The sequence below is a fragment of the Serratia ureilytica genome, from assembly GCF_017309605.1.
Lineage (GTDB): Bacteria > Pseudomonadota > Gammaproteobacteria > Enterobacterales > Enterobacteriaceae > Serratia > Serratia ureilytica.
This window is the reverse complement of the sequence record NZ_CP071320.1, coordinates 2862223-2873843: the sequence shown is the minus strand read 5'-3', so window position 1 is coordinate 2873843 and position 11621 is coordinate 2862223. Positions and strand designations below refer to the sequence as shown.

The following is an 11621-nucleotide window of genomic DNA, read 5'->3' as shown; positions in this document are numbered from 1 at the left end:
TCAATGGTTAACACATGACAAAAGAACAATTCTACGCGGAATTAAAACGTGACCTGAGCGCGTTGCTCGGCGGGGAAACCAACTTTATCGCGGCGCTGTCCAACGCCAGCGCGTTGCTCAACGAGCGTCTGGATGACGTGAACTGGGTCGGTTTCTATCTGATGGATGGCGACCAACTGGTGCTGGGGCCGTTCCAGGGCAAGATCGCCTGCGTGCGCATTCCGGTGGGCAAGGGCGTGTGCGGCACGGCGGTGGCGGAAAATCGCGTGCAGCGCGTCGGCGACGTGCATGCGTTTCCGGGCCATATCGCCTGCGATGCGGCCAGTAACGCGGAAATCGTGCTGCCGCTGGTGGTTGGCGGCCGAGCGATCGGCGTTTTGGATATCGATAGCACGGTTTATCAACGCTTCGACGAACAGGACGAAGTGGGCCTGAAAGCAGTGGTGGCGGGGCTTTGTGAGCAACTGGAACAGTGTGACAGTGCGAAATATGTGACTGTGGCGGCAAGTTGATCGACGGTTAACGTGGCAATTACCGATGGCGTCATTATAATGACGCCTGTTCATGCCTGTGGCTTGTTGGCAATACCGTTGTAATCAGGAAATTTCATGGAAAATCAACCTAAGTTGAACTCTAGTAAAGAAGTCATTGCTTTTCTTGCCGAGCGTTTTCCGCTCTGCTTTAGCGCCGAAGGCGAAGCTCGTCCGCTGAAAATCGGTATTTTTCAGGATTTGGTAGAGCGCGTGCAGGGGGAAGAGAATCTCAGCAAAACGCAATTGCGTTCTGCCCTGCGCCTATACACCTCAAGCTGGCGTTACCTGTACGGCGTCAAGGTGGGCGCGCAGCGCGTCGATCTGGACGGCAATCCGTGCGGTGAACTGGAGCAGCAGCATGTCGATCATGCTCGCCAGCAGCTTGAAGAAGCCAAAGCGCGCGTTCAGGCACAGCGTGCCGAACAAAACGCCAAAAAACGTGAAGCCGCCGGCGAATCCGCCGATGCCGCTCCGCGCCGTCCGCGTCCAGCCGGTAAAAAGCCCGCTGCGCGTCGCGAAGGCGGAGCCGCGCCGGAAAACCGCAAGCCGCGCCCACAAACTCGCCCACAGCCCGCTCGCCAACCTCGTGCAGCCAAAGAGGAAAGCCAGCCGCGTTATGCGCCAGTCACGGATATCTCTAAACTGCAAATTGGCCAGGAAATCAAAGTCAGAGCAGGCAAGAGCGCGATGGATGCTACCGTACTCGAAATCGCTAAAGATGGCGTACGTGTGCAGCTCTCTTCCGGTCTGGCGATGATTGTGCGCGCAGAACACTTGCAGTTCTGATACGGAGGCCAACCCAGGCATGAACAAATTCGTCAGATTAACAGCGATTGCAGGGCTGCTGTGGGCGGGTGTCAGTTACGGCGCGGAAACAGCCAACATCCGCATCGGCCAACTGCCCCAACTGCAACAGGAACCCCAGCACGCTACGGTGAGTGAGCGCGTCACCTCGCGCTTCACTCGCTCTCATTACCGCCAGTTCGCCCTCGATGCGGAATTTTCAGGCAAGATCTTCGATCGCTACCTGAACATGCTGGACTACAACCATAACGTGTTGCTGGCCTCCGACGTGGCGCAGTTCGCCGGCAAACGCAATCAGGTTGGCGAAGAGCTGAAAACCGGCAAGCTGGACACCTTCTACGCGCTGTTCAATCTGGCGCAGAAACGCCGCTTTGAGCGTTACACCTATGCGTTGTCGTTGCTGGACAAGCCGATGAACTTCACCGGCAACGGCACTATCGATCTCGACCGCAGCAAAGCGCCGTGGCCGAAAGACAAGGCCGAGCTGGATAGCCTGTGGGATGCGAAAGTCACGTATGACGAGCTGAACCTCAAGCTGACCGGCAAGACCGACAAAGAAATCCGCGACACGCTGACCAAGCGCTATCAGTTCGCCATCAAGCGCCTGACGCAAAGCAACAGCGAAGACGTCTTCCAGCTGGCGATGAATGCCTTTGCGCATGAAATCGACCCGCACACCAACTATCTGTCTCCGCGCAACACCGAGCAGTTCAACACCGAGATGAGCCTGTCGCTGGAAGGCATCGGCGCGGTGCTGCAGATGGATGACGACTACACCCTGATCAACTCGATGGTGCCGGGAGGTCCGGCGGCGAAGAGCAAAGCGATCACCGTGGGCGATCGCATCGTCGGCGTCGGCCAGGCCGGCAAACCGATGGTGGACGTGATCGGCTGGCGCCTGGACGACGTGGTGTCGTTGATCAAAGGGCCGAAGGGCAGCAAGGTGCGCCTTGAGATCCTGCCGGCCGGCAAGGGCACCAAAACCCGCGTGGTCACCTTGACCCGCGAGCGCATCCGTCTGGAAGACCGCGCGGTGAAAATGACCATCAAGACCGTCGGCAAAGAGAAGGTGGCGGTGTTCGACATCCCCGGCTTCTATGTCGGTCTGACCGATGACGTGAAAGTGCAGCTGCAGAAGATGGCCAAGCAGAACGTCAAGAGCGTGATCATCGATCTGCGCACCAACGGCGGCGGCGCGCTGACCGAAGCGGTGTCGCTGTCCGGCCTGTTCATTCCGAGCGGCCCGGTGGTGCAGGTGCGCGACAACAACGGCAAAGTGCGCGAAGACGCCGACACCGACGGCGTGACCTACTATAAAGGCCCGCTGGTGGTGCTGGTCGATCGCTTCAGCGCCTCCGCCTCCGAAATTTTCGCGGCGGCGATGCAGGATTACGGCCGCGCGCTGATTGTCGGCGAGCCGACCTTCGGTAAAGGTACCGTGCAGCAGTACCGTTCGCTGAACCGTATCTACGATCAGATGCTGCGCCCTGAGTGGCCGGCGCTCGGTTCCGTGCAGTACACCATTCAGAAGTTCTACCGCGTTAATGGCGGCAGCACCCAGCGCAAGGGCGTGACGCCGGACATTCTGATGCCGACCGGCGTCGATCCGGCGGAAACCGGCGAAGCGTTTGAAGACAACGCCATGCCGTGGGACAGCATCAATGCGGCGACCTACAGCAAGACCGGCGATATGGCGCCGTTCGAGCCGGAGCTGCTGAAAGATCACCAGCAGCGCATCGCGCAAAATCCGGAGTTCCAGTACATCGCGCAGGATATCGCGCATTACAAGGCGCTGAAGGATAAACGCAACATCGTGTCCCTCAATCTGGCGGTACGCGAGAAAGAGAATCACGATGACGACGCGACCCGTCTGAAACGCATCAACGAGCGTCTGGAACGTGCGGGCAAGAAGCCGCTGAAATCGCTCGACGATCTGCCGAAGGATTACCAGGAGCCGGATCCGTACCTGGATGAAACCGTGCATATCGCGCTGGACCTGGCTCATCTGGAAAAGGATCAGCCTGCTCAGCAGCCGACGCCGGCCAAATAAGGCCACGGCTTTGCCTGTGAAAAACGCACCCTCGGGTGCGTTTTTTTTGGTTGCGGCAAGCCCGGCTTAAGCCGGTTTCTTACGGTGACGCAGCCCGAGCTGAATGCAGGAAACCACCACCAGCAGACAGCCGAACAGCGACAGCAGCAGCGGGATCTCATGCCAGAACAGCCAACCCCAGGCGATGTTGAACACGATGCCGATATAGCGCACCACCGAGACCACGATCAGGTTATCGGAAGAGAAGGCCTGGGTTAAGACGACCTGCCCCAACAGCGACACCAGGGCGATGGCGAGCAGAATGGCGAACTGATAGGCGTTGGGCCAAACGAACGCGTTCCACATCAGCGGCAGCGAGATCAGCGTTGCGATGAACAGGAAGTAGAACACGATCTCGTAGTTGTGGTGGCGCTTACTGAGTTTGTTGACCGACAGATAGGCGATCGAGGCGAACACCGCGCTCATCACGCCGACCAGCGACGCCAGGGTATAGGCCGAGAAGTGCCACGGCCGCACCAGCAGCACGGCGCCGATGATGACCATCGCCAGCCAAAACGCGGTGCAGGCGCTGACCCGTTCACGCAGCACCAGCAAGGAGAGCAAAATGGAGAAAAACGGCGACAGATAGGCCAGCATGCTGGCGTCGGCCAGCGTCAGATGGGCGATGCTGTAAAAATAACAAATGAGATACAGCCCGCCCATGGTGCCGCGCAACACCAGCAGCGGCCGGTCTACGCGGCTGAAGGTGATGCGGTGGCGGTACATCAGCAGCAGAACCAGCACACAGCCGATGCTGCTGCGAAAGAACACGATTTCACCGGTGGGAATAGCATCGGAGATGGTTTTAACCAGCGCGTTCATGACGCTGAAAATCAATGAGGCAAAAATGGCCAGTAGCGCACCCTGATTCATGCTTGCCTCCGCCATTGTCGGTAAATGATGTCCGCCTGCTCGTCGCAGGTATCGTCCAGCAACGAGCGATGGCAATGCTCGGCGCCGATCCGGGTGACGAAGTGCTGCAGCGCCTGCTGAAAGCGGGCCAACAGACGCTGGGCGGCGGGCATCTCGACGTCAAGCCGCTGCGCCAGCAAGACCAGGACGCGCAGTTTGCGCACGTCCTCTTGCGGCACGCGCGGCAGGCGCCAGCGCCCCTGGGCATCCTGGAAGACGCGGGCGACCCTGACGGCGGAAAAATCATAGTAGCGGCCCTGCGCGTCCGGCTCGGAATAGGGGTCGACCAGCAGCGCGGTATAACGCGTAAACAGCGCATAGCATTGCTCCGTCGGCGCGAGCTGCGGGAATTGGTCAATCCAGCGGCGGCTCACCATACGGGGCGGAACCGGGTAGTTGTCGTCATTCAAAAAGCGCAGCAGGTTAATGGCCTCGATGCCGAGCCGGTTGAGCAACTGCTGGTAATCCTGCGAGAGCGCCAGCATGTCGGCGATCGCCTCGGGACAGATGGGGCCCTCGGGGTGGGTTTTATACAGGTACTGGATCGGCGCCTGCGGCTGGAATATCGCCTGCAGCGTGGTTTCGGCCAGCGCCAGCGGAGGATGAACATAATTGGTGATGCTGAAGCGCTCGGCGGCGAGCAGGCTGTTGCAGCGTTGGGCGTCAATGCCGTGACGCGCCAGCAGCGAGCAAAGCCAGTCGAGTTCGGCGCAGTCTGACCTTGCGCCTGCGCCGGCCAGATAAATTCGCTGCTTGAACGCCTTGGTGTAGGCGCGGTAAGGCTGTTCGGCGTTCTGGTATTTGGTGTCGGCGTAGTAGCTCGACAGGCTGATGACCTCGACGTGGGATTGCCCGGCCTCCTGCAGCAGGCTTTGCGCCATCAAGCCGGAGCCGATGGAGGGAGAGAGCAGGATCAGTGAGCGCAGTTGGGGCAACGCCGCCCATGGCACCTGTCGCAGCACGTCATGGTATTGATCGGCGGGGACGGCAAGGATCAGTCTGCGCCAGTCGCCGCCGACGAGCGCCAGATCATCGCAATAGCGGTCAATCGTCACCTGCGCATCGTCTTGGGTGCGCTGCGCCTTACCGGCGCCCGTCAGCCACAGGCAGGGCGTGTGCGCCAGATGTTGCTTCAGGCGGCGCCCTTTTTCGCTGGTGCGGTTGTACAGGCCGATGCGCGCATTGCCCGCGGTCTTGATGTCCGCAGCCAGTTGGATCGCCGCCGGGCCGGCGCCGAGGATCAGGGTGGGAAAGGCATTATTCATGGCGGTGAGGCTCCAAAATCAACAGATCGTACAGCGGGGTGGTGAGCGGTTTACCGCTGACGCGCCAGGGCGAGCCGGCGGCCTGGTGGTGGTAAGGGCAGTTGAAGATCGACTTGAGGCCATTGCCATAGCGCACCAGCAATTTGCCACACTGGGGCAGCAAAGGCCGCAGCGCCTTCAGCAAACCCTGCTTGTCCGCCACCAGGGAGGCGATGATGATGTGATCGATATCGTTGCGCGTCAGGCCGTTCAGCTTGTCGATGCAGGGCATCTGCTGCACCAGCCCCAAGTGGCGCGTAAGCCGGCGGGCAAAACGCTGGGCCGCCGGATCGCAATCGTAGCAAATGACGGTGGCGGAGAGCCTGGCGACCAGCGCCAGCGCCGTGGTGGGCAATGCGCCGCTGCCCACCAGCAGCACCCGTTCGCCGGGTTTAATGTCGGCGGCCGCGATCTCCAACTGCAGCGCGCGGTCGAAACTGTTCAGGTAGGCGTTGGTTTGCGCCGGTTCCCGGCACAGCGCCGAGACGCGATGCTTCTCGTAGTCGCACAACGCGGCGTTGGCCGTCGCCCGCAGTTGGGTGATCTGCGCCGTTATCAAACGGTCGTTTTCCAGCTTTTGACGATAGGCCTGCAGCTGCGGTTCGTCGTTAAAGGCCTGCAGGCGGCTGAAACGACGTTCCAGCAGGGAAAAATGGCGCCGATCTTGCCGGGCGGAACGGTGAAGCTGGTGAATTTCCTGTTGCAAGCCGGCGAGTTGCGCCAGCATGTCCGCCTTGGTCAGAGTGTACATGGGGATTCTCCGTGTGCGTGTAACAGCTGTGTCGGCAGCAGATAGGGGTAGCCCTGCGGGCTGACGCCGTTTTCGATGCCGACGCCAAATACGCGAGACACCATCGGATGTCCCATCATCTGATGGGTATCGCCGTGGCAAACGACGCGTCCGTGCGCGAGCAGCGTGAGTGAGTGGCAATAGCGCAGCGCCAATCCCAGATCGTGGATCACCAGCAGCGTGATGCAGCGGTGGCGCCGGCCGTAGTCGGCGATCTGATTGAGCACGCGCAGCTGGTGGTGGATATCCAGCGCGCTGGTGGGTTCGTCGAGCAAAATGATCTGCGGCTGAGAGACGAAGGCCTGAGCCAGCATCACCAACTGTCGCTGGCCGCCGCTGAGACGGTTGAAGGGGCGATCGGCGAGCGCGGAAATGCCGCATTCCGTAAGCGCCTGCTCGACCGCATCGGTCTGGGCGGCGCTGATGCGCCAGCTCAACTGGCGTACCTTGCCCAGCAGCACCATGTCAAAAGCGGTCAATGCCGAATCGCAGCGATTAAGCTGCGGCACATAGGCGATACGGCTGGTTTTCGGATCGAGAGGGCGCTCGCGGTAAGCGATCTCGCCGCTGCACGGCACCATGCGGTTAATCGCTTTCAGCAGCGTCGATTTGCCGGCGCCGTTGGGGCCGATGATGCCGCCGAGCTGCGCCTCCGGCCAGCTCAATGAAACGTCTGCCAATAGCGAGCGGCGATGCAGCGAGACGCCGACGCGGGTGAGGGTCAGTTGAGTCATGGGCGTTTAACCTGTCGAGTGACGAAGTAAAACAGCACCGGCACGCCGATCAGGGCGATAACGATGCCGATGGGCACCACGCCGTTCGGCATCACCAGCTTGGCGACGATCGAGGCGCACAGCAGCAGCAGGCTGCCGCAGAGGGCGGAAATGCAGATCAGGTAGCGCTGATCCTCACCCACCAGAAAGCGGGCGAAATGCGGGGCGATCAGCCCGACGAACCCGATGGTGCCGACAAACGAGACCGAGGCGGCCGTCAGCAAGGTCGCCAGCAGAAAGGCCAGCTTGCGCAAGGCGCTGACATTGATGCCCAGCCCCTGGGCCTGCTCTTCGCCGGCGGACAGCGCCGTCAGCCGCCAGGCGAGCCGCAGACTGACGAACAGCGCGCACAGCAACACGACGCCGGTGATCGCCACGCCGTGCATATTGGCTTTGAGCAGGCTGCCGAACAGCCAAAAGACAATTTGCTGCATGGCTTCCGGCGAGGCCAGAAACAGCAGCAGCGATTGCAGCGACTGAAAGAAAAACAGCACCACGATGCCGCTCAACACTAATATTTGCGGCGTCATGCCGCGGCGTTGTCCCAGCAGATAGATAGGCACGCAAGCCAACAGCGCCATCAGCGAAGCCAGCAGCGGCGTGCCCAGCGCCAACGCGCCGCCCAGGCTGAAGCCGGTGAGGATCGCCAGCGCCGCGCCGAACCCCGCCGCGGCAGAGATCCCCAGCGTATAGGGGCTGGCGAGGGGATTGGCCAGCACGGTCTGCATCAGCAGGCCCGCCAGCGCCAGGCTGGCGCCGACCACCAAGGCGGTGAGCGTCATCGGCAAGCGAATCGACCAAAAAACCGCCTGATGCAGTGCGTTGCCGGGGGCAGAGCCGGGCCAAAGCATCCGCACGATATCCGTGAGGCCAAGTTGCGCGGCGCCGACGGTGAGATCGATGGCGGTCGCCGCCAGCAGCGCGCCGAGCAGCGCCAGCGTCAATAGCCCGCGGCGCAGCCTGCGCCGTCGCAAAAACGCACGTCCTGTGTGGGCCACGGTTATTCTCCTTGCCAGCGTTGCAAGAAGACGCCGTCCGCCTCTATCGGCAAATATTGATGGTAGAACTGCGCCAGATTGCGCGCGGGATCAACATCGGTAAACGCGGCGGGATAGAGCGCTTTTGCCAGATACTGGACAAAGATAAAATCGTAAATCGTGCGCGCGCCGCCATGGTAAAGCGCATAAAGACGCTGATTTTTTACCGCCGGCAGTTGCGGCCATCCCGCCCGCCGGGCGTATTGCGTCAGGCGCGTCTGTAGGGGGGCTGCCTGCGTGCCGTAGCCCATCGGCACGGCGTTCGGCATGTTTTCCCAGTCGCCACCGGCGAGAAAAATCACCTCGGGCCGTTGGGTCAGGACATAGTCGGCGCGCAAGGGGGAAGGGCTGCCGACGACGCCGGCGGCGATATTGTCGGCGCCGGCCAGCTGCAGCAGCGGCCCCCAGATCGATGCGCCATAGCTGCTGCCGTACTCGCCGGGGCCCTTGTCCCCCAGCTCAATGTAGGTGACCGGCGGCGGCAGCTGCGCCTGGCGGATGCGCCGCCGGGTATCCTCGAGACTTTGGCGATATTCGTCGGCCAGCCGTTCCGCTCGCTCGGCGTGGCCCATCGCCTGGCCCATTAACCGGATGCTGGCGAGCTTGACTTCAACGCCCTGATTGAAGTCGACGACGATGTAAGGAATGTTGAGCTGTTGCAGCACCGGCAGGTAGTTGGCGAAGCCGTCGAGCTGCCACTTCGCCAGGATCAGCAGGTCTGGTCGCGTGGTCAGCAGGCGTTCAAAATCGAAGCTCTGGTTATAGAGCGAACCGACATCGACCAGCTGAGCGAGCCGTGGCAGCGCCGCCTGATAGCGCGTCCATTGGCTGGCGCGCAACGCCCAGTCGCTTTTGGAGAAGGCGACGACCTGTTGATAACTCTCCGGGCCGTTCACCGCCAGAAAGTCTTCGTAGTAAAAGCCGATATAGGCGCGCTGTGCGGGGGCGGCCAGGGTAACCTGGCGTCCTTCAACGTCGGTGAGGTGAATTTCAGCGTGCGCGACCTGGCAGAAAAGCAGCCACGTCGCCAGCATCCAGACGATACGCGATAACATGATTGACATCCCTTTACGATTAATTGTGATGTTATAATGTAACAATTAATCGCGAGATTCAAACTTTCGTCGCCGCTGAATCAGGCGGGGCATGATGAAACGCGCTGAGCGGATATTGGCCTATAAAGCGTGAGGATAACGGTTCTCGTTGTCATGGCGTGCGGGCAAAGAAATTTTTCTGCAAAATCCCTCCGCCTTGCGCAACAATCGTTTACAATTTGCCAAATCCCGGTCGTGCGTCGTTTTTGTAAAGTTTCGTATTTTTAGTAGGTTAATGGCGCGCAACTCTTGAAACTGTGACGAATGCCCATACGATCCAGGGTATCTGGACAGTGTTTTGTTAACATTTATGAGGAAGTAAACATTTTATGATGCGTATAGCTCTGTTCCTGCTCACCAACCTGGCGGTGATGTTGGTTTTCGGGCTGGTGCTCAGCCTGACAGGAATCCAATCCAGTAGCGTTCAGGGCCTGATGATCATGGCCGGTCTGTTCGGCTTCGGCGGCGCTTTCGTGTCGTTGCTGATGTCCAAATGGATGGCGCTGCGCTCCGTGGGCGGGGAAGTGATTGAACAGCCGCGTAACGAAACCGAAAACTGGCTGCTGGAAACGGTGCGCCGTCAATCGCAGCAGGCGGGCATCGCCATGCCGCAGGTCGCTATCTACCACGCGCCGGACATCAACGCCTTCGCCACCGGCGCACGGCGCGACGCTTCGCTGGTCGCCGTCAGCACTGGCCTGCTGCAGAGCATGAGCCGCGACGAAGCGGAAGCGGTTATCGCGCACGAAATCAGCCACGTCGCCAACGGCGATATGGTGACCATGACCCTGATCCAGGGGATTGTGAACACCTTCGTCATCTTCATTTCGCGCCTGATCGCACAGGTTGCCGCCGGCTTCCTGGGCAACCGCGACGGTGAAGGGGAAGGCAACGGCAACCCGATGATTTACTTCGCCGTGTCGATGGTGCTGGAACTGGTGTTCGGCATCCTGGCGAGCATCATCACCATGTGGTTCTCGCGTCACCGCGAATTCTATGCCGACGCCGGTTCCGCCAAACTGGTGGGCCGCGAGAAGATGATCGCCGCCTTGCAGCGTCTGAAAACCAGCTATGAACCGCAGGAAGCGGGCAGCATGATGGCGTTCTGCATCAACGGCAAATCCAAGTCGTTCAGCGAGCTGTTCATGTCGCACCCGCCGCTCGACAAGCGCATCGAAGCGCTGCGCACCGGTCAGTACCTGAAGTAATCGGCTGAATGAAATGAAAAACCCCGGCTTGCCGGGGTTTTTTTATGGCATGCCTGAACCGCTATTTCGGCGGCGGCGACGGATTCAACAATGAAATTCGGCAATGAATGGGGTGAGCGCTTCACCGAAGTTTGCGGGCGTTAATGCCGTGCAGCAGCGCCCGAAGTCCCTGAAGCCCACCTGCAAACCGCGTCTTTCGGCCTCTCAGCCTGGGCAGGCGCGGTGCCAGATCACCCGGTGAGAGGGCAAGCCGCATCGGGCCCGGTCACGACCGCCTGTTTGGCTTTGTAAGCGCATGTTATATGCTTTGGCACAATGACATTTGTCCCTGAGGCCCTATGAAAATCAACCACCTTCCCTTACTCAACGGTGATGAGGTGTCGGCGCGCCTGGCCGCATTGGCTGGCGGTGTCGCCGATGCGGTTGCGGAATTGTTGAACCGGCATGATGACGATGATGAACCGCCGGTTATTCGCTGGCATTCAGGCGATCTGCGCCTGCCGGCGTTTTTCCCCGACGAGCACGACGGCCACGATTACGATTACCTGATCGTGGACGGCGATGTGATCGTGGAGGGATGCCTGGCGGTGTCACCGCAGCGAGAGGACGGCGGCATTGTCGTGCTGGGGCGGCTGCAGGCGGATACGCTGATTTGCTGGGGCGGGCTGGTCGTGCGTGACGATGTCCGCATACGCCATGCCTATTGCAGCTCAGGAAACGACGGCGCGTTCGTGGTGGGGGGAGACCTGACCGCGCTCACCCTGGTAGAAACGGGGGAGTTTATCCATGTTCATGGCGATCTCGACGCGCGATGTCTCGCTTCGTTGCAGAACTTCGTTCAGGTTGACGGAGAAACGCGCTGCGACTGCCGCATCGACAGCGCGCAGTCCGAAGATCTGATAAAGCGCATGTTCGCCCCCGGCCTGCTCAAGGCCTTCGAGGGGATGGATAACGACGGCCAACGCCTTGTTGGCTGGTATCCGGATGACGACGCCTATTTAGCCTGTTTACGACAAGGCCGCAGCCCGTTGAGGTGCGGCGACTGACGCCTGGCCTGCCATGCTCCCGGCACCGCAC

The 11621-nt window shown here is 60.5% G+C and carries 11 protein-coding genes; 5 read left to right on the top strand and 6 right to left on the bottom strand.

Annotated elements, in window-relative coordinates; translation table 11 throughout:
* Nucleotides 1–14: 14 nt before the first annotated feature.
* From J0X03_RS13370 to prc, 3 genes are all read left to right on the top strand, one after another.
* Nucleotides 15–512, top strand: coding sequence for a GAF domain-containing protein (locus J0X03_RS13370; protein ID WP_046686940.1), 498 nt, complete (start codon nt 15–17; stop codon nt 510–512).
* Nucleotides 513–608: 96 nt separating this feature from the next.
* Nucleotides 609–1319 (top strand): RNA chaperone ProQ, encoded by a 711-nt coding sequence (proQ, locus tag J0X03_RS13365; RefSeq protein WP_004931497.1) that lies wholly within the window; start codon nt 609–611, stop codon nt 1317–1319.
* Between the two features lie 19 nt (nt 1320–1338).
* Nucleotides 1339–3387 (top strand): carboxy terminal-processing peptidase, encoded by a 2049-nt coding sequence (prc, locus tag J0X03_RS13360; RefSeq protein WP_033642845.1) that lies wholly within the window; start codon nt 1339–1341, stop codon nt 3385–3387.
* Between the two features lie 66 nt (nt 3388–3453).
* Here the strand turns inward: prc and J0X03_RS13355 are convergent, their stop codons facing one another.
* The 6 genes from J0X03_RS13355 to J0X03_RS13330 are packed head-to-tail and all read right to left on the bottom strand — an operon-like array spanning nt 3454 to nt 9297.
* Nucleotides 3454–4299: a DMT family transporter gene (locus J0X03_RS13355; protein WP_160204206.1), complete on the bottom strand. Its 846-nt coding sequence runs from the start codon at nt 4297–4299 to the stop codon at nt 3454–3456.
* Nucleotides 4296–5603, bottom strand: coding sequence for an opine metallophore biosynthesis dehydrogenase (locus tag J0X03_RS13350; protein ID WP_042784329.1), 1308 nt, complete (start codon nt 5601–5603; stop codon nt 4296–4298). Before J0X03_RS13350 ends, J0X03_RS13355 begins: the two co-directional genes overlap by 4 nt.
* Complete coding sequence (locus J0X03_RS13345; protein ID WP_033642848.1) at nt 5596–6393, bottom strand: nicotianamine synthase family protein; 798 nt, start codon at nt 6391–6393, stop codon at nt 5596–5598. The genes J0X03_RS13350 and J0X03_RS13345 overlap by 8 nt, the downstream gene beginning before the upstream one ends.
* Nucleotides 6381–7166, bottom strand: coding sequence for an ABC transporter ATP-binding protein (locus tag J0X03_RS13340; RefSeq protein WP_047026224.1), 786 nt, complete (start codon nt 7164–7166; stop codon nt 6381–6383). The genes J0X03_RS13345 and J0X03_RS13340 overlap by 13 nt, the downstream gene beginning before the upstream one ends.
* Nucleotides 7163–8203 carry a FecCD family ABC transporter permease gene (locus tag J0X03_RS13335; protein WP_052133798.1) on the bottom strand — a complete coding sequence of 347 codons (1041 nt, stop codon included), beginning with the start codon at nt 8201–8203 and terminating at the stop codon, nt 7163–7165. The genes J0X03_RS13340 and J0X03_RS13335 overlap by 4 nt, the downstream gene beginning before the upstream one ends.
* Nucleotides 8204–8205: 2 nt before the next feature.
* Complete coding sequence (locus J0X03_RS13330; RefSeq protein WP_042784331.1) at nt 8206–9297, bottom strand: ABC transporter substrate-binding protein; 1092 nt, start codon at nt 9295–9297, stop codon at nt 8206–8208.
* 368 nt (nt 9298–9665) lie between these two features.
* On the opposite strand from J0X03_RS13330, the gene htpX reads away from it, so the two are divergent.
* Nucleotides 9666–10544 (top strand): protease HtpX, encoded by an 879-nt coding sequence (gene htpX / locus J0X03_RS13325; RefSeq protein ID WP_033652481.1) that lies wholly within the window; start codon nt 9666–9668, stop codon nt 10542–10544.
* Between the two features lie 338 nt (nt 10545–10882).
* The gene (locus J0X03_RS13320) at nt 10883–11590 is read left to right on the top strand and encodes a hypothetical protein (protein WP_033642853.1); all 708 of its coding nucleotides are present in this window, start codon (nt 10883–10885) and stop codon (nt 11588–11590) included.
* The last annotated feature ends 31 nt before the right edge of the window (nt 11591–11621 follow it).

Excerpts from the sequence above, each read along its gene's own strand:
- htpX (WP_033652481.1), top strand. The coding sequence starts at position 9,666 with ATGATGCGTATAGCTCTGTTCCTGCTCACCAACCTGGCGGTGATGTTG.
- J0X03_RS13350 (WP_042784329.1), bottom strand. The coding sequence starts at position 5,603 with ATGAATAATGCCTTTCCCACCCTGATCCTCGGCGCCGGCCCGGCGGCG.
- J0X03_RS13320 (WP_033642853.1), top strand. The coding sequence starts at position 10,883 with ATGAAAATCAACCACCTTCCCTTACTCAACGGTGATGAGGTGTCGGCG.
- proQ (WP_004931497.1), top strand. The coding sequence starts at position 609 with ATGGAAAATCAACCTAAGTTGAACTCTAGTAAAGAAGTCATTGCTTTT.
- J0X03_RS13330 (WP_042784331.1), bottom strand. The coding sequence starts at position 9,297 with ATGTTATCGCGTATCGTCTGGATGCTGGCGACGTGGCTGCTTTTCTGC.
- prc (WP_033642845.1), top strand. The coding sequence starts at position 1,339 with ATGAACAAATTCGTCAGATTAACAGCGATTGCAGGGCTGCTGTGGGCG.
- J0X03_RS13370 (WP_046686940.1), top strand. The coding sequence starts at position 15 with ATGACAAAAGAACAATTCTACGCGGAATTAAAACGTGACCTGAGCGCG.
- J0X03_RS13345 (WP_033642848.1), bottom strand. The coding sequence starts at position 6,393 with ATGTACACTCTGACCAAGGCGGACATGCTGGCGCAACTCGCCGGCTTG.
- J0X03_RS13355 (WP_160204206.1), bottom strand. The coding sequence starts at position 4,299 with ATGAATCAGGGTGCGCTACTGGCCATTTTTGCCTCATTGATTTTCAGC.
- J0X03_RS13340 (WP_047026224.1), bottom strand. The coding sequence starts at position 7,166 with ATGACTCAACTGACCCTCACCCGCGTCGGCGTCTCGCTGCATCGCCGC.